The organism is Armatimonas rosea (assembly GCF_014202505.1).
Classification (GTDB): Bacteria; Armatimonadota; Armatimonadia; order Armatimonadales; family Armatimonadaceae; genus Armatimonas; species Armatimonas rosea.
Map to the genome: position 1 here is coordinate 851,317 of NZ_JACHGW010000003.1, position 16,583 is coordinate 867,899.

General features: G+C 62.8%; 14 protein-coding genes and 1 pseudogene. 10 read left to right on the forward strand and 5 right to left on the reverse strand.

Features of this window, described 5'->3' with window-relative positions:
• Positions 1–57 precede the first annotated feature (57 nt).
• Both HNQ39_RS18960 and HNQ39_RS18965 read right to left on the reverse strand, forming a co-directional pair.
• The gene (locus HNQ39_RS18960) at positions 58–1,818 is read right to left on the reverse strand and encodes an ABC transporter ATP-binding protein (protein ID WP_184200142.1); all 1,761 of its coding nucleotides are present in this window, start codon (positions 1,816–1,818) and stop codon (positions 58–60) included.
• 10 nt (positions 1,819–1,828) lie between these two features.
• Positions 1,829–2,692 (reverse strand): fumarylacetoacetate hydrolase family protein, encoded by an 864-nt coding sequence (locus HNQ39_RS18965; RefSeq protein WP_184200145.1) that lies wholly within the window; start codon positions 2,690–2,692, stop codon positions 1,829–1,831.
• A gap of 89 nt (positions 2,693–2,781) precedes the next feature.
• Here HNQ39_RS18965 and HNQ39_RS18970 point away from each other — a divergent pair, with 89 nt between their 5' ends.
• Both HNQ39_RS18970 and ychF read left to right on the forward strand, forming a co-directional pair.
• A complete protein-coding gene (locus HNQ39_RS18970) occupies positions 2,782–3,915 on the forward strand; it encodes an aspartyl protease family protein (RefSeq protein WP_184200148.1) in 1,134 nt (377 codons plus the stop codon).
• 28 nt (positions 3,916–3,943) lie between these two features.
• Entirely contained in the window at positions 3,944–5,059 is a 1,116-nt protein-coding gene (gene ychF, locus HNQ39_RS18975) for a redox-regulated ATPase YchF (protein WP_184200151.1), read from the forward strand.
• A 61-nt stretch (positions 5,060–5,120) separates the two neighbouring features.
• Here the strand turns inward: ychF and HNQ39_RS18980 are convergent, their stop codons facing one another.
• Complete coding sequence (locus HNQ39_RS18980; RefSeq protein ID WP_184200154.1) at positions 5,121–7,655, reverse strand: sugar phosphate nucleotidyltransferase; 2,535 nt, start codon at positions 7,653–7,655, stop codon at positions 5,121–5,123.
• A gap of 150 nt (positions 7,656–7,805) precedes the next feature.
• Between HNQ39_RS18980 and HNQ39_RS18985 the strand changes: the two genes are divergently transcribed.
• The 6 genes from HNQ39_RS18985 (at position 7,806) to HNQ39_RS19010 (ending at position 12,318) form a co-directional block, all read left to right on the forward strand.
• Positions 7,806–8,366 (forward strand): hypothetical protein, encoded by a 561-nt coding sequence (locus tag HNQ39_RS18985; RefSeq protein WP_184200157.1) that lies wholly within the window; start codon positions 7,806–7,808, stop codon positions 8,364–8,366.
• Positions 8,367–8,590: 224 nt separating this feature from the next.
• A complete protein-coding gene (locus HNQ39_RS18990; protein WP_184200161.1) occupies positions 8,591–9,046 on the forward strand; it encodes a hypothetical protein in 456 nt (151 codons plus the stop codon).
• A 15-nt stretch (positions 9,047–9,061) separates the two neighbouring features.
• Positions 9,062–9,601 (forward strand): hypothetical protein, encoded by a 540-nt coding sequence (locus HNQ39_RS18995; RefSeq protein WP_184200165.1) that lies wholly within the window; start codon positions 9,062–9,064, stop codon positions 9,599–9,601.
• 25 nt (positions 9,602–9,626) lie between these two features.
• Positions 9,627–10,280, forward strand: a complete 654-nt coding sequence (locus HNQ39_RS19000; protein ID WP_184200168.1) for an SGNH/GDSL hydrolase family protein — start codon at positions 9,627–9,629, stop codon at positions 10,278–10,280.
• On the forward strand, positions 10,277–10,912 hold the full coding sequence (locus HNQ39_RS19005) for an SGNH/GDSL hydrolase family protein (protein ID WP_184200171.1): 636 nt from the start codon (positions 10,277–10,279) through the stop codon (positions 10,910–10,912). The genes HNQ39_RS19000 and HNQ39_RS19005 overlap by 4 nt, the downstream gene beginning before the upstream one ends.
• An 86-nt stretch (positions 10,913–10,998) precedes the next feature.
• Positions 10,999–12,318 (forward strand): hypothetical protein, encoded by a 1,320-nt coding sequence (locus HNQ39_RS19010; RefSeq protein ID WP_184200174.1) that lies wholly within the window; start codon positions 10,999–11,001, stop codon positions 12,316–12,318.
• On the opposite strand, the gene HNQ39_RS19015 is transcribed toward HNQ39_RS19010, so the two are convergent.
• Together HNQ39_RS19015 and HNQ39_RS19020 are read right to left on the reverse strand one after the other, a co-directional pair.
• Positions 12,315–14,087, reverse strand: a complete 1,773-nt coding sequence (locus HNQ39_RS19015; RefSeq protein WP_184200177.1) for an ABC transporter ATP-binding protein — start codon at positions 14,085–14,087, stop codon at positions 12,315–12,317. The two genes, HNQ39_RS19010 and HNQ39_RS19015, sit on opposite strands and share 4 nt — an antisense overlap.
• 194 nt (positions 14,088–14,281) lie before the next feature.
• Positions 14,282–15,310 (reverse strand): RNA ligase (ATP), encoded by a 1,029-nt coding sequence (locus HNQ39_RS19020; RefSeq protein WP_184200180.1) that lies wholly within the window; start codon positions 15,308–15,310, stop codon positions 14,282–14,284.
• A 69-nt stretch (positions 15,311–15,379) separates the two neighbouring features.
• On the opposite strand from HNQ39_RS19020, the gene HNQ39_RS29995 reads away from it, so the two are divergent.
• Positions 15,380–16,156 (forward strand): glutathione peroxidase, encoded by a 777-nt coding sequence (locus HNQ39_RS29995; RefSeq protein WP_246385686.1) that lies wholly within the window; start codon positions 15,380–15,382, stop codon positions 16,154–16,156.
• A 76-nt stretch (positions 16,157–16,232) separates the two neighbouring features.
• Positions 16,233–16,583: pseudogene (locus tag HNQ39_RS19030) on the forward strand (hypothetical protein); the annotation flags it as partial.

Sequence of the window (16,583 nt, forward strand, 5' to 3'; positions counted from 1 at the left end):
CCTTCGCGGAGCCGGAGGGGGTGCCTGAGTCGTGCGAAGGCGGGGGAGGTTGGGGGGTCATGCGCTAAGTCCTCGTTGTTGTGCGTTGTAGAGCAGGCTGTAGAGCCCGCCGGTGGCGAGCAGCTCCGTGTGCGTCCCGACCTCCGCGATCTTGCCCTCTTGGAGCACGACAATCTTATCGGCATTGACAATGGTCGAGAGGCGGTGAGCGATAATCAGGGTCGTACGGCCCTTGAACCAGGTCCCCAGCGCCTCCTGCACCACGCTCTCTGTCTGGGTATCCAGGGCGCTGGTGGCCTCGTCGAAGATCAGGATATGGGGGTTGGTCAGGAGCGCACGGGCGATCGCAAGGCGCTGTTTTTGACCGCCCGAGAGGGTCGTCCCACGCTCCCCAACAACGGTCTGGTAGCCGTCGGCTTGGGCCTGGATGAAGTCGTGGGCGTTGGCAGCGCAGGCGGCGGCGGTAATCTCTTGCTCGGTGGCACCGGGCTTGCCGTAGGCGATATTGCTGGCGATGGTCCCGGAGAAGAGAATGCTGTCTTGAGGGACAATCCCAATCTGCTGGCGGAGCGAGGCGATGGTCACGGTGCGGATATCGACCCCATCGACCAGGACACGGCCGCAGGTCGGGTCGTTGAAGCGCGGGATGAGATCGGCGAGGGTGGACTTGCCCGCGCCGGTCGGCCCCACAAAGGCGACCACCTCGCCCGGCTCGATGGTCAGCGAGACTTGGCTCAGCACAGGCTTGTCCTCCGCGTAGCCAAAGCTCACGTCCTCAAAGACAATCCGCCCGGAGAGCGGCGGGAGCTCCGTGGCGTTGTCGGCATCGCGGATACTGGGGACCACATCGAGCACTTGGGTAAAGATCCGGTCCGCCGCCCCGAGGAGCTCCTCAAACTGGCCACGGACATTGCCAAAGCCGCTGATCGAGTTCGCCAGGAGGTTGGCCATCGCCACAAACATCAAGAACCGGTCGGTGGGAACCCGGAAGTAGACCCCGGCATAGAGGATCAGTGCCAGCGCCACGGCCCCGATCCAGTCTACCGTGGGGGTCAGCAGCGACGTGCGCCGGATGCCACGCATCGCGGCTTGGAAGGCACCGTCGTTGGCCTGGTTGAAGCGGGCGACCTCGCGCTCCTCGGCGGAGAACGCCTGGACCACCCGCGGTGCCGAGAGCGTCTCGCTCAGAATGCTGGTCGCCTCGGCCAGGCGGTTCTGTGACTCCGTCGAGAGGGCGCGGAGCTTCTTGGTGATGAGGTGGATCACCCCCACCATGAGCGGAACCGCCACCAGGGTCACGACCGCCATCTCCAGCGACGACCACAGCATGGTGCCTAGGTAGAGCAGTGCCTGGACCGGGAGGACAACCCCATCGCGCAAGAGCATCGCGGCGTTTTGTAGCCGGTTGACATCGTTGGTGAGGGTCGCGAGGAGCGCTCCCGTGCGCTGGCTATGGAAAAACGAGAGCGGCATCCGCTGGAGGTGCGTGAAGACCGCGCTCCGAATCCCCATCCCCACCCGCTGCGCAACCTCGGAGAGAAAGAGACCTTGGAAGAACCGAAAGAGCAGCAGACCGGTATAGGCTCCCACAATGGTGAGCCCGACATGGGTCACATCGGCCAGGAGCGCGGGGGTCTGGGTGCCCGCTGCCCGCGCTCTACCCAGGAAGTCCGTGAGCTGCTTGAGGGCGATAGGGAGGGCGGCGGCAGAGACCGCGCTACAGAGCAAGCCAAGGGTGAGCTGCTTGCGAAAGGGGGCGATAAAGGCAAGAAGCCGCCGGATCAGCGCTTGCCGATCCGACGGTGCAGGGGAGTCCATTGTCTCTATTCTACGCCACCGAGTTGATGAGTGTTCCAACTCCTTCGATGGAGATAGTGACGGTGTCGCCGCTCTGGAGCGTGAAGGTGTCCGGCGGGATCAGCCCCGTGCCGGTCATCAGGAGCGCGCCATCGGGGAAGGGAAGGGTCTTGAAGAGCCACTCGGCCAGCTCCGACGGCGTGCGCTTCATGCGAGAAGTACTGGTCTCGCCGGTGAAGGCCACTGCCCCCGCACGGCTGATCTCCAGCTTGACCGCCAGGTTCTTCAGGTCGATCTCCACATCCACGATACGGATGGTCGGGCCGACCGCGCACGCGCCCGTGTAGCACTTGGCCTGCGGCAGATAGAGCGGGTTCTCGCCCTCGATGGAGCGCGACGACATGTCATTCCCGACCGTGACACCCACAATCCTCCCTGCGGAGCAGAGTACCAGGGTGAGCTCGGGCTCGGGGACATCCCAGCGGGAGTCCGGGCGGATCTGGACCGGGTCGCCGGGGGCGATCACGCGCCAGGGATTGGCCTTGAAGAAGAGCTCGGGGCGCTCTGCTGTGTAGACCTTGTCGTAGAAATCCCCGCCTCCCTCGGACTCGGACATGCGGGCGCGCTTGGAGTCCTCGTAGGTCACTCCAGCGGCCCAGACCTCCATCTGTCCATCGACTGGCGGTAGGATCTTCCACTCGGGATCGATCTCAGAGTAGCTGCTCACCGCCGACTCCGCGAGCAGCGCGATCTCGGCCGGACGCTCGTGTGCCAGCCAGGACGAGATCGAGGCAAATACCTCGGGGTCGTGTGCGGTCAGGTCAAAGAAGCCCTCAGAGGTCTCTGCACCGAGGCGTGGGCCATGCTCAGGGTGCTGGTAGCGAAAGATTTCCACAGAGACTACGTTCGACAGAAAAAGATTTTTCCCTGCTTTCGTGACTTTTTATCTCTCGTGTCGTCTTTAGCTGTGGAGGATTGTGACCCATGCCGTTTTTGCCGCAAGCGCCCCCCGCGCAAGCCGCCCCGAGTGTTGCCTACGAGCTGCCCTTCACCCTAGAGGGCTACCTGATCGTTGTCGAAGGAAAGGTCAATGGCCAGCCGGCCAAGCTGATCCTCGACTCCGGCGCGGGTGCCGGGCTCTACACACCCAAGTCCGCTGAGAAGCTCCAGCTCCAGTCGGTGGGCCAGACCCTTGTCGGCGGTGGTGGGGAGAAGCTCGTGCCCGCTAAGATCACGACTGCGCGGATCGAGCTGGGCGGGGCGGTGCAGGAGAAGCAGCTCGGCGTGATCCTGGACCTTCCCAGCGGCTCCAAGGCGGAGTTCGATGGGATCGTGGGCTACCCGTTCCTGAAAAACTACGTGGTGCAGATCGACTACGCGGCCAAGCGGGTGCGCTTTATCGAGCCCGCACGCTTCTCGCCCGATCCCAAGGCCGACATGCTCCCGATGAACCTGCGGATGAATATCCCCGAGATTCCGGGCACGATCGACGGCCTCGCGGGGAGCCTGCGTCTCGATACGGGCTTCTCCGGCACCCTGACCTTCACATCGCCGACCGTCCAGAAAAACGAGCTGACGAAAAAATACCCCAAGCGCATCGAGACGGTCCTGGGCCAAGGACTGGGAGGCGTGACTACCGGGGAGGTCACCCGTGTGAAGACCCTGGAGCTCGGAAAAACGAAAGTGCAGGGCGTGGTCACCGGGCTCTCGGCCGATAAAAGCGGCGCTCTGGCGGACACGGGGACGATCGCGCTGCTCGGGGGGGAGGTGCTCTCTCGCTTCACCCTGACCCTGGACTATCCGGGCAAGCGGGTCTTTCTGACCCCGAATGCGGACTTGGGGAAGCCCTTTGTCTTCTCCCGAGCCGGCCTCGCGGGCATCTTTGAGGGCGACGGCTTCAAGGTCCTGACTGTCGTCCCGGGTGGCCCAGCGGAGGCGGTCGGCATTGCCAAGGGAGCCGTCTTGCTGGCGATGAACGGGGAGCCAACCAAGGGAATGGGGCTGAGCCGGAGCCGCGAGCTCTTCCGACAGGAGCCAGGAACAGCGCTAAAGGTGCGGGTGCGGAGTGCCGAAGGAACCGAGCGTGAGGTGGTTTTAGTCCTCAAAGACGTGCTATAGGCCGGTTTCTGCGGTACTCTGTGGCGTTATGGCACTAGGAGTCGGCATTGTCGGACTGCCCAACGTGGGCAAGTCCACTCTCTTTAACGCAATCACCAAGGCGGGCGCGGTCGCGGCCAACTACCCGTTTGCGACTATCGATAAGAACGTAGGGATCGTCTCCCTGCCCGATGAGCGGCTGGGAATCCTGGCCACGCTCTACCTCAAGGGCAATCGAACCCCCTCGCCCGTCCCGACCTATGTCGAGTTTGTCGATATCGCCGGGCTGGTGAAGGGGGCGCATAAAGGGGAGGGCCTGGGCAACCAGTTCCTCGCCAATATCCGCGAGGTCGCCGCAATCGCCCACGTGGTGCGCTGCTTCGAGAGCGAGGAGATTGTCCATGTGGAGGGGCGCGTCGATCCCGTCGGGGATGCGATCACCATCAACCTGGAGCTGGCCCTCGCCGATCTGCAGAGCCTGGAGAAGCGCATGGACCGGCTCCGCAAGAACGCCCGGGCCAACAAAGACGACGCCGCGCTCCTGCCCTTGATCGAGCGCCTCCTGGAGCACCTGAGCGCGGGCAAGCCCGCCCGGACATTCACGGAGGGCGAGCCCGAGGTTCGGGCGAAGTTCTTCAAAGAGACCGGCCTACTCACCGCTAAGCCGATGATCTATGTCGCCAATGTCCCCGACTCCGACCTGCCCGATGGGGCCAACAATGCCCATGTCATCGGGCTAAAGAAGCTCGCCGCCGAAGAGGGGATGGATGTTGTTCCCATCTCGGCGCAGATCGAAGCGGAGCTCTCTGAGCTCGACCCAGAGGAGGCGCTGGTCTTCCTCAACGATTTAGGCCTGAGCGAGCCGGGCCTAAACCGACTGGTGCGGGTCGCCTACCGGATGCTGGGGCTCCAGACCTTCCTCACCGCGGGGGAGAAGGAAGTGCGTGCCTGGACCATTCGCCAGGGCGACAAAGCCCCCACAGCCGCCGGGGTCATCCACACCGATCTGGAGCGCACCTTTGTCCGAGCCCTGGTCATTGACTGGCAGAAGCTTGTTGAGGCAGGCAGTATCGCCGCCGCACGTGAGCACGGCTGGCTCCGCACGGAGGGCAAGGACTACGTCATGCAAGAGGGCGATGTGGTCGAGTTCCTCTGCTCCGGCTAGGGTAGAGCCCCAAAAAAATCCCCGGATGGGCACTTGCCCATCCGGGGATTTTTTATTTCTGCTAGCTCAGGAGCTCGACGATCCGGTCGGCGTAGCGCTGGGTACGCGCATTCACATCCGCGAGGCTGGTGCCCTCGCTGTGGATATGGATCAAGGGCTCGGCGGGATCGGGGAGGATCAGGCTCCAGGCATTGGGGGCATCGACCACCCGAATCCCATCCAGAAGCTCCAGGGTTCCCGGTGCACTGTGGGCCTCCTCGGTGAGGAGGCGCATCACCCGCCCATTGTCCGACTGGGGGCAAGGCAAGGTGCGGCTGGCGAGGTGCATCGCAGGAAGCTCCGCCACAAACGAGCTCAGCGGGCGGCGCTGGTGCAGGGCCATCATCTCTAGGGTCTTCACGAAGGCGAAGAGGCCGTCGAAGGTGGGATGGAACGCCTCCTCGGTGCCGGGGAAGATAAAGCCGCCCAGCAGGTCGCCCGCCATGACGATCTTCTCGGCCGAGGCTGATGCGACATTCATCAGGAAGCGTGGGTCGGTCTTGGTGCGGGTGACCGTCCCGCCGCTGTGGGCGAGGATGCCCTCCAGCGCGGAGGGGGCATTGATGGGAACCGCGATCTTGCACTGCCCGGCGCGTGTGGTCTGGGCCACCATCGACGCCAGGGTCGCCAGGAGGCGGGCCCGGTTGAGCGCATTGCCCTTCTCATCGACCAGCTCCAGCCGCTCGCCGTCGGAGTGGATCATCACGCCCAGATCGGCCTTCTGCTGGTGCACGACCTTGGAGAGCTCCGCCACCAGCTGCTCGCGGTCTCGGGCGTTCTTAGGCGCGCGCTTCCAGTCCGGGTAGGGGTTGAGCACAAAGACCTTACAGCCCAGCTGCCCGAGAATGGGGGGGAGGACGCGCGCCAGCGACGAGCCATAGGCATAGTCGATGACCACGGTGAACTCCTGGCGCTCGATGTCCTTGGCGGCGATCTGCTTCAAGAAGAGCTGCGTGTACTGCTCCAGCGGACGGGTCGCCGGGTTGATGGTCCCGACCTCGTCCATCAAGACACGGCCGTAGTCTTCTCGGAAGAAGATGGTCTCGACCTTGCGCTCGTTGTTCTTGGTGAGGTAGATCCCGCGGTCATCGAAGAACTCGACCAGGGTGCGGCCGGCGTGGTCGGGGTCCTGGCGGACATGGACACCGCCCTTGGCACGGTTGGTACGGATGGTGTTGCGTAGGACCGGGAGAGCCATCTCCTCCACATCCAGCATGCTCACCCCCACCGACGAAACCCCCGCCATGAAGGCACGCTTGAGCATACGACTGGCCGGGTGCCCGTCGCGGCTCACCACAATGGTCGCGCCCTTCTTAAGAAAGGCACCGAACGATGCCCCGAGCTTGGCGGCGAAGTCGGGGGTGAGCTCGATATTGGTGATGCCGGGGACGCCGAGCCCACGGAAGAGGTTGGAGTAGGCCTTCGCGCCCCACACCAGGCTCTCGGTGACAACGGAGCGCTCCTCGATCAGCTTGTCGGGCCAGAGCTTGACACGGGGGCGGATCGTGGCGCCGGCCTCGATGGAGCACTTATCCCCAACAACCGCGCTCTCCTCGACCTTGACATTCTCGCCGATATGGACGTGGTTGCAGATCGTACAGGCGCTGAGGTAGGCCCCCGCACCGACATAGGCGGAGCGCCACAGGATCGCCTTCTCGATGCGGGCGTTGGCCTCGACAATCGCGCCATCCCCGAGGACGGCATCGGGTCCGATCACCGCTCCCGGTCCGATCCGGCAGTCCCCGCCGATCGCGACCGGGCCGACAATCTTCGCGGTGGGGTGGATCTCGGTGCCGCCCCCGACAAAGACCCGGTTGGGGTGGCTCGCGCCCGGGATAGGAAGCGCGGTCTGGCCCTCCAGCATCTCGTACTGGGCCTGGCGGTACTGCTCCAGCGAGCCCACGTCGCACCAGTACTCCTCCATGGCGTAGCCGTAGATCGGACGCCCCTCTTCCAGCAGGCGCGGGAAGATGTCTTGCGACCAGTCGTAGTTCTTCCCGGACTCCATCAGCTCAAAGACCGTGGGCTCTAGGATGTACATTCCCGTGTTGGCGCTATCGGAGAAGACCTGCGCTTTGTCGGGCTTCTCCAGGAACCGGACGATACGGCCATCGGGCTCGGTCATCACGACGCCAAACTCGACCGGGTTGGGGACGGGCTTGAGAACCAGGGTCGCCTCGGCGCCCTTGGCACGGTGAAAGGCGAGGGCCTTCTCGATATCCAGGTCCGTGAGAGCATCGCCCGAGACAATCACAAAGGTACCGTCTTTGAGGTGCTCCTCAGCCTGTTTGACCGAGCCCGCGGTGCCGAGGGGGGTCTCCTCGACCGAGTAGATGAGGTTGACATCCATGTCGGAGCCATCGCCAAAGTAGCGCTGGATCTCCTCGCCGAGATAGTACAGGGTGACAACAATGTCGTTGATGCCGGCTCGCTTGAGGTGCTCGATAATGTGCTGTGCGATCGGCTTGTTGAGAATCGGGACAAGAGGTTTTGGCCGGTTGGAGGTGAGCGGCCGCAGCCGGGTCCCCTCGCCACCTGCCATGACGACGGCTTTCATGGCGACATTGTACCGCTTTCTCCTTGGCTTGGCGCACTATCTTGGAGCATTTTGTGGTATCGTAGGGACGCTATGGCAGATCAAGCTGAGATGAGGTCCGTTTGGACAAGAGTCGTCGAGATGGCGAAGCAGGCGGCGGTGGCCCCTGCTATGTACCGAGCACTGGATGCCTCCGTGCCGATTGCCTGGGAGGGAAATGTCTTTGCGATTGGGATCGAGACCACCGATGGTCTGATCTCGGGCACACTCAAGTCCAATGATTCCCAGATGAAGATCGAGCAGGCGCTACGGCATGTCACGGGCAACCGAGAGCTGAAGCTACGCGTGCTGGACTCCCCGACCATCGAGGCCTGGAACTCGGTGAAGGCGGGCGAGGCGGCGCTGGCGAAGCTTCAGCAGCAACGACAAGAGAGCCTCAACGCCACCCCGACCCAGGCATCGGACGCGGCCACCTGGGACGATATCTACAACCAGCTCAACCAGCTCTGGAGCGGCTACGAGTACCGGACGATGGCCTCGGGCAAGGGGCGCTACCTGCAAGAGGCGCTGGCCGTGATCGATGCCGCGATGGACAAGCTCGGCGGAACCGGTGGGGAGCAGAACGAGCGCGCCTTCTCGCGCACCCTGGAGCGTGTGGGGGCCATGGTCGGCTCTGAGCCCGCCCTGCTCGGCTACCTCCTCCACGAGCGCCGCCGCCTCGCCGGAAAATGAGCAACGTCTCCGCTCCCCTTTGCCTAACGGGGAGCGGTTCCCTTGCTTCGGCTCTATCCAGCGAGCTAAGCGGGCTTCGCATCTCCGTTCAACATGCGCCGACGCAGGGGCAGCTCCTGGATTTGCTTGCCACGTTTCCCACGGTAGATGCGTGCATAGCCCGGTGGGAGTGCAACGCGGAAACTGGCCTCTGCACAGCACAGCGTGGCCCGTACCATTTTGAGATGTTTCTGAGTGCTCGCGATAACGTGATCGCTTTCCTGCTCACCACCACAGACACGAATTCCCATAACTCTCTGGTGGAGCTTCGTCTGACACATCCCGAGTACCGAACCGGCTGTGGCACTGAGGTTTGGGGAGCCGAGCAACAGGGTAGGCTTGCTGTCGCGGGCTACCTGGCCAGCGGCGAAAAGTATCAGACGGAGCTAAGATTCCAAGCGGATAAAGGTGCTATCGAAGCGGGTTCAGCGTTCATGGAGCATTTTCCCTGTAGTGAAATTCGAGGATTTGGCTCTCTGACAGGAGTACTTGCATTGACAAGCAACTACCAGCGTAGCCGTTGCCACAACGTCTCCAAAGTTGCCGCGCAAGCCTTGGAGCGTGGCTATGTCGCTCTACGAGAGCGACATCTTCTTGCCTGGCATCGCAATTGCCAGCGCAACTTTTCAACCGATACTTAGTCAGAGAAGACGACCATGCAACAGCAACAACAACCCTCTCTGGTCTCTGAGCTGGAGCGCCTACAAAAGCTCCGCGCCGACGGCTTTCTCAGCGACACCGAGCTTGCTCAGGCAAAGGCCAAGCTCCTGGGGAGCACTTCCCACGATGCCTTGACCGTGGAAGAGGCCGATGCGATGCTGGAGCGCGTGGACCGTGCGGAGCGTCGTGCGGGGACAGCGGAGCTTCAGTCGGAGCTGTACTTGCTGGATCAAGACTGGGAGCGGGAGCGGCTGCGCTATGTCTACCGCAACCGCTACGGGCAGACCACCGAACCGAGTCGCTGGATAGCGATTGCCGCGGGGCTGATCGCGGTGGCGCTCGGTGTCTACCAGCTCCTGCAGCCAGACGGACCGGCGCCCACGCGCGTGGTGGGAATTCTCCTACTTGTGTTCGGGCCGATTCTTGCCTTTGCGGCCTGGGGAAACGCGGTCGGCTTCGAGCGTCGCAAGAAGCTCTACGGGGAGCGTCGGCAGCGGCTCTTGCAAAAAATGGCCGAAGCGAGTCGCAGGAAATAGCGTTTCCTTTGCGGAAGAGTGCTCCATGCGCATCCAAGCCAACTCAAACCTACTCTTTATCGGCGACTCCATCACCGACTGTGGCCGCGTTCGGCCGGTTGGGGAGGCCAATCCCTGGAACTGGGGCGAGGTGGGGAGTGGCTACGTCCGCGATGTGGCGGCGATCCTGGGCGCGGCCTATCCCGAGCGTGCGATCCGCGTTCGCAATGTCGGCAGTAGCGGCAACACCGTGCGCGATCTGGCGTCGCGCTGGAAGCCCGATGTCACCGACCTCGCTCCCGACTGGCTCTCGATCATGATCGGGATCAACGATGTCTGGCGGCAGTTCGACTCCCCGCTCGCCCCCGAGCGCGCCGTGCCGCTGGCCGAGTACAGCGAGACACTCTGGAGCCTCTGCCACCGCACCCGCCCCAAGCTCAAGGGCCTGGTTCTGATGACTCCCTTTATGATCGAGGCCAACCCCGACGACCCGATGCGAGCACGGATGGACGAGTACGGCGCGGCGGTTAAAGAGATCTCGGAGGAGTTTGAGGCGGTCTTTGTGGACACGCAGGCTGCTTTTAACGCGCTCCTCCAGCACCACCATCCTGCCAGCATTGCGTGGGATCGGATTCACCCCGGCCCGGTCGGACACATGACGATCGCGCGGGCCTTTCTACGAGGAATTGAAGCACTATGAAGATTGAAAGCGGCACGTTGCTGTTTATCGGCGACTCGATTACGGATGCGGGACGGGCACGGCCTGTCGGTGAGGGCGGTGGTCTAGGGGGCGGGTATCCGTCGCAGGTGGCGGCCCTCCTCGGGGCGACCTACCCGGAGCGCAAGATTCGGGTACTCAACACGGGCATCTCGGGCAACACGATCCGCAACCTAAAGTCGCGCTGGCAGAAAGATGTCATCGACCTCAAGCCGGACTGGCTCTCGATCATGATCGGCACCAACGATGTCTGGCGGCAGTTCCAAGGCACCAACAACCCCGATAGCGTCCTTCCCGACGAGTTTGAGAAGACCTACAACGAGCTGATCCTCCAGACCCGTCCGCTGGTGAAGGGAATCACGCTGCTGACCCCGTTCTATATCGAGCCGGACCACGAGCAGCCGATGCGCAAGCGCATGGACGAGTACGGCAAGCTGGTGCGCAAGATCGCCAAGGAGACCGGCTGTCGCTTCGGGGACACCCAGGCCGCCTACGACAAGGCGCTTCAGAGTGTTCCCTTTGCCACTCTTGCGGGTGACAAGGTCCACCCCTCGCCAGCCGGCCATATGGTCCTCTCGCGGGTGTTCCTCAAGACCGTGGACTACCGCTGGTAGCAGGTCGCTTCGGTAGGAAAGAGCGCTTAGAGCAAGAAAACGCCTTGCTCTAAGCGCTTTTGCTTGGGTGGCCGATAATCTTGGGCATGCTACGAGTCCTGCTTGCCTGTTGTCTGGCGCTCTCCGCCCCTTTAGTCGCCTCTGCCCAGTTCCAGTACACGACGAGTGCCGTTGTCAGCGGGGTGTGGGCCTATCTCCCCGAGCCTGCGGAGCAGATCTCGGGCGCGGGAACCACCGATGTTTTTGTTGAGCCCACGGGGCGCTGGGTCTTGTCCGCACGCTCGTATGTCAAGCCCGAGGCGGAGACACTCTTTCTTCCCCCTGCCAGTCGTGGAGAGCTGGAAGTGGACTGCTCGGTGAGCCTCTGGAACCCGCGCCTGCGCCGCTCAACCGTCCTGTGGCGCTACAAGACCGCGCGGTTTGGCTACATCCACTTTTTGGGTGCCTTCGCGGGTGGGGTCTTGATCGAGCTACAAGACGGAGAGAGTCGTACGCTCCTACGCTTCGATGCCGAGGCGGGGACGGTTCGCAAGCTCACGGAGCTCGACCCACTGACGGCGGTGGCGGTCTCTCCGAAAGGAAACCTGGCGGCGCTGATTCGTACGGGGCCGGAGAAGTCCGTGCAGTTTCTGAGCAGCGACGGAAAAATCGGCCCGAGCCTGACCTTTCCTAAAGACCTGCGACCGTCGCGCCTATCGGGGCTATCGAGCCATGACTGGACTACGGAAGCCACCGGGCTGGTGTTTTTTGCGCGCGAGGAGAAAACCGAGGCGATCCGCTACTGGGCACTCGCTTACCCTAGCGGGGAGCTGACGCCCACGAGCCCACCCCAGCCGCTCGTCCCCGCAGAGACCAAGACCCTGCTTCAGACCGTCGCGAGTAAGGCGACTGTCTCCGATAGTGCGGCGCGCTTGGTGCAGGAGAGCGCGCTCTGGCTGGAAGGGGAGAAGAGCTCGGAGGCGCTCTTGGCCGTGGGGGCCTTGCCGGGAGGTGTCCACGGCGACGGTAGGTTTGCGCTCTACTACCAGAGCAGCTGCCTCTACGCGGTCCCATTGTTGCGGGTGCCGCGCGCTGCCTACGAGGTCGCACGAAGGGAGGCGGAGAAGCGGGTTGCGGTCGCGAATGCCCGCATGTTCGACTCCGCGCTGGAGCAGTACGCCCTCGACAACAAGGACTTCCCTCCGCCGGGGAGCGACCTGCTCGACCTGCTGGTGGGAACCGGCACGACCAAGTACATCAAAGGGGGCTCGGATGCCTTTCGCGATAAAGCGGGCAACTCCCTGATCTCCTATGTCTGGAATGGCTCCAAGGAGAAGGGGGCTCCCATGGCAACCGTCAAGTGGCGCGGCGGAACGATCACGATCCGCTACAACGACGACTTTACCTACTCGGAGCCGGGGCGCTAGGAGACGGCCTCCAGCAAGCGTGCTTTTTCTTCGTCGGTGAGGTCCTGGACGGTCTTGAACTGCTCGTTGTAGAGGTCCTGGTAGAGGCCGGGGCGGGCGCTGAGCTCGGTGTGGGTGCCTTGGTCGATAATGCGGCCGTCTTGCATCACCAGGATCCGGTCGGCGTTGAGGATGGTCGAGAGGCGGTGGGCGATCACGAAGTTGGTGCGCCCCTTCATCAGCTCCGCCAGTGCCGCCTGGATATGGGACTCCGTGTGCGAGTCCAGCGCGCTCGTGGCATCGTCGAGGATGAGGATACGCGGGTTGGCGAGCAGCGCCCGTGCGATCGCCATGCGCTGCTTCTGCCCGCCCGAGAGCTTGATGCCATCCTCACCGATCTTCGTGTCATAACCATCGGGGAGCGAGAGAATAAACTCATGCAGGTCCGCGGCCTTGGCGGCGGCGACCACATCGGCCTCGCTGGCGTCCTTGCGCCCGTAGCGAATGTTCTCCCGCAGGCTCACCGAGAAGAGAATGGTCTCCTGCGACACCAGCCCGATATGGCGGCGCATGGTCTCCAGCCGCACTTTTCGCACATCGTGGCCATCGACAAAGATGCGCCCCTTGCTCACATCGTAGAAGCGTGCGAGAAGATTCACTAGCGTGGACTTGCCCGCACCGCTCGGCCCAACAATGGCGATAATCTCGCCGGGGTTTACCTTGAAGTCGATATCGTGGAGAACGGGATTGGCCGGGTCGTAGCCAAAGGAGACATGGTCGAAGTGGATCGCGCCCTTGACGGTCGGAAGATAAGCGGCATCGGGGGCATCGATGATCTCCGGGCGGGTGTCCAGGGTCTCAAAGACACGCTCGATCGCGGCGCTGGCCCACTGGAGCTGGACATTGAAGTCCACGACACGCACGGCGGGGTCGTAGAGGTAGGCCAGGTAGGAGTAGAACGCCAGGAGCTTCCCTGCGGTCATCTCCTTCATCCCGACCAGGCCGCCGCCGTACCAGAGCAGGGTGGCCGTGCCAAGCATACGGATTAGCTGGCTGCTGGCGCCTAGGATACGGTTGAGGCGGGTCTGGGTCATGCCGATCACAAAGCGCTCGCGCTCGGCCTTGATAAACTCGCTCTCCTCAAAGCCCTCGCGCGCAAAGGCCTTCACGACCGCAATCGCGCCGATCTTCTCCGTGAGGCCTGCGAGCATCTGCTCCCACTTCTCCCGCAGCTCGACCGAGACGGGGCGAATGCGCCCGAGAAGGAGCTTGTAGTTGACCACGTAGAGCGGCAGGGTGATGAGGGCGATCACCGCGAGCCGCCACTCGATGTAGAAGAGCCAGCCGATAATGATCACCAGGGTGGCCAGGTCGGTGATGAGGTAGACAAAGCCCTGGGTGAGTGCGTACTGGATGACATCGATATCGCCCGTGAGCCGCGCCATGATCTTACCTGGCTGGCGGCCGTCGTAGTAGGCCAGCGAGAGCCGCTGGAGGTGCCGGTAGCTCTGGAAGCGCAGGTCGAAGACCACGCGCTGCCCAAGCCAGGAGATGAGGTAGTTGAGGGTGAAGCTCACGACCCCGCGCAGAGCGGAGAGCCCGATCACCCCAAAGAAGATGCGCCAGAGCAGTGCGGAGTCGCGGTTGGGGATGGCGACATCGAGCACTTGCTTCTGGAAGAGGGGCATGGGGATCGCGGAGAGCGTGACCACGAACATCAGCAGCACCGAGAGCCCGACTCGGACACGGTAGGGCCGAAGGTACTGGATGAGGCGCTTGAAGTTCTCCATAAGCTAGTGCTCATTCTACCGCGCTTGTCCCCCCGGTTGGAGCGCCCCCGTTGGAGGGGGGCGTCAACGGGCGTCGCAGGCTCCGCCGCCAAGGCCTTCGGCCATAGTAAAGCGAGGAGGCTCTCTTATGGGCGAAGCCCTTCCCAGCCGCAGGCTCGTTGACGCCCCGCTCCAACCGGGGCGATTACAGCAACTTACTCTCCCTCTTTGAGCAAGAAGCGGTTCGAGATCGCCTTGAACGAGAGCCGCCCAGCGAGAAGCAGGCTATTGCGCTCGACACGGGGCCGGATCACAATCCCCTCGCGCTCGTTGCTGGTGCCGGCGTACTTGCCTTCGGCGAGGGCGAGCAGCGACTCCTGTGTGTGGTCAAAGCTCTCCCCCTCCTCGACAACCGGAACCATCGGGAGGTTGGCCGACTCCAGAAACGCCCTGGCTTCGTCGTGGCTGAGGTACTTGCCCTGCTGCTGGTTGTAGACAGTGAAGGCAAAGAACTCCAGCGACTTCAGCCCGAGGCGGTTTTTCTGGATTCCCGGGCCGCAGATCTCACCCTGCACCGCCAGGTGTGGGGCTGTTCGTAGCGCGGCCTCGATCTCGTACTTCTTGGCGATATTCCAGTAGTGGTTCGCCCCCTCGGTGATGCTCTGGTTGCGGCCACAGGCGTGGAACTCGTCGGTGCGTGGGTCGATACAGTAGGTCGCGCTGGTGCCGTCGCACTTGAGCGTGATGACATAGGGCAGGCCCCGTAGCTCGTCAAGGACACCGGGAACACTCTGCACGCGCATCTCATCGGTCTTGCGCACGAGCGGCGGGAACGGGCCACGGCAGTCGCCCATGCCAGAGGGAATCGCGGGCTCCCACTTGCCGACCCCCAGCGCTGCGGTGAGATCGTCACCCTCGCTGGGATTGGCTGGGAGCGCAAACTGCGACAGTGGCATGAGCAGGCCCTGGGAGAGTGCGCCCCGCAGGCGCATGGTCTTGATGCGGAAGCTCTCCGGGCGCGGCTGTGGGCCGTCGGCGTTGCGCGATGTCCACAGAAACGCGAGCTGTGGCAGGTCGGGCGGGATGGCATCGATCTCAAAGAACACCCCGAGTGCGCCGGGGGTGAACTCGCCCTTCTTGACGACGCACTGCCAGCCGTTGATCTGCGCCAGCTCGATAGCATCGGCGTTCTCGATAGGGTGGAGCGCCAGCACGCGCTGGACACTCGCCAGTTTTCTTTCCATGACCTACATTGTCGGCTCGGCGCGTGCATTTGGTAAAAGCGATTTGCAGGCTGTGCTATACTCTCGGCGATGCACCCCTGGCTCCGAACCTACGTCTGGCTCGCGGTTCTGCTGTTGAGTACACCGGCCTTGGCGCGCCCGGACTACGCCAAGAAGGAGAAGGTGGACTGTGGCTACTGCCATGTCAATATCGCGGCGGGCTACTTTACCTACCGTGGGCTGTACTACCGGCTGCACCGCTACTCCTTTGCGAACTTCGACAATGTCGCGGAGGCGAGGCTCGCCGGTGTCAAGCCCGATTTTGTGGGCAACGATGCGGCTCCGACCAATCCCGATTACCCGAATGTGAAGGTCGCACCCGTGCTGAACTTCACGATGAAGGACATTCTTGGCAACCCGGTGAAGCTGTCCCGCTACGAAGGCAGTGTCGTGCTGGTGGTGAATGTCGCGTCCAAGTGCGGCAACACGCCCCAGTACAAGAGCCTTGAGACGCTCTACGAGAAGTACAAGGACAAGGGTCTTGTGGTTCTTGGCTTCCCTTGCAACGACTTCGGTGCGCAGGAGCCCGGCACGGAGAAAGAGATCAAGGAGTTCTGCGAGGCGACCTACAAGGTTGCGTTCCCGATGTTCTCCAAGGTTGCGGTGAAGGGTGATGCAACCGCGCCGCTGTACAAGTTCCTGACCGACAAGGCGACCAACCCCAAGTTCAGCGGCCCGATCGAGTGGAACTTCGCCAAGTTCATCATTGGCCGCCACGGTGAGATCCTTGGCCGCGTCAAGGCCGGCACCGATCCGCTGACCCCTGCCGTGGTCGCAGAGATCGAGAAAGCACTCGCCGCTAAGTAAGCGCGAGTTGATATGCTATACTTGGGATGGTATCAAACCACCTCGACCCTCTTCCAAGTAAGGAACCAAACACGAAATGCTAAAACAACTTCTCAAGAATGCTGCGCTGGCGGTGCTCGCCGCGGCAGCTTTCCTGACCGTCGGCTCGTCGGCGAAGGCAACCCCTGCGTTTGCGGCGAAAGAGAAGCAGAAGTGTAACTACTGCCACCTCGCCTCGGGCAAGAACCCCCGCAACTTCCGCGGCATCTACTACAAGCTCAACAACTTCTCGCTCGCGGGATTTGACAATGTTGCTGAGGCCAAGCTGGCTGGTGTCAAGCCCGAGGCCCTCGGCAACGATGCGGCTCCGACCAATCCCGATTACCCGAATGTGAAGGTCGCACCCGTGCTGAACTTCACGATGAAGGACATTCTTGGCAACCCGGTG

Coding starts and splice junctions, on each gene's coding strand:
- HNQ39_RS18995 (WP_184200165.1), top strand. CDS start 9,062: ATGCAACAGCAACAACAACCCTCTCTGGTCTCTGAGCTGGAGCGCCTA.
- ychF (WP_184200151.1), top strand. CDS start 3,944: ATGGCACTAGGAGTCGGCATTGTCGGACTGCCCAACGTGGGCAAGTCC.
- HNQ39_RS18960 (WP_184200142.1), bottom strand. CDS start 1,818: ATGGACTCCCCTGCACCGTCGGATCGGCAAGCGCTGATCCGGCGGCTT.
- HNQ39_RS19005 (WP_184200171.1), top strand. CDS start 10,277: ATGAAGATTGAAAGCGGCACGTTGCTGTTTATCGGCGACTCGATTACG.
- HNQ39_RS19010 (WP_184200174.1), top strand. CDS start 10,999: ATGCTACGAGTCCTGCTTGCCTGTTGTCTGGCGCTCTCCGCCCCTTTA.
- HNQ39_RS19020 (WP_184200180.1), bottom strand. CDS start 15,310: ATGGAAAGAAAACTGGCGAGTGTCCAGCGCGTGCTGGCGCTCCACCCT.
- HNQ39_RS19015 (WP_184200177.1), bottom strand. CDS start 14,087: ATGGAGAACTTCAAGCGCCTCATCCAGTACCTTCGGCCCTACCGTGTC.
- HNQ39_RS29995 (WP_246385686.1), top strand. CDS start 15,380: ATGCACCCCTGGCTCCGAACCTACGTCTGGCTCGCGGTTCTGCTGTTG.
- HNQ39_RS19000 (WP_184200168.1), top strand. CDS start 9,627: ATGCGCATCCAAGCCAACTCAAACCTACTCTTTATCGGCGACTCCATC.
- HNQ39_RS18990 (WP_184200161.1), top strand. CDS start 8,591: ATGTTTCTGAGTGCTCGCGATAACGTGATCGCTTTCCTGCTCACCACC.
- HNQ39_RS18970 (WP_184200148.1), top strand. CDS start 2,782: ATGCCGTTTTTGCCGCAAGCGCCCCCCGCGCAAGCCGCCCCGAGTGTT.
- HNQ39_RS18985 (WP_184200157.1), top strand. CDS start 7,806: ATGTACCGAGCACTGGATGCCTCCGTGCCGATTGCCTGGGAGGGAAAT.
- HNQ39_RS18980 (WP_184200154.1), bottom strand. CDS start 7,655: ATGAAAGCCGTCGTCATGGCAGGTGGCGAGGGGACCCGGCTGCGGCCG.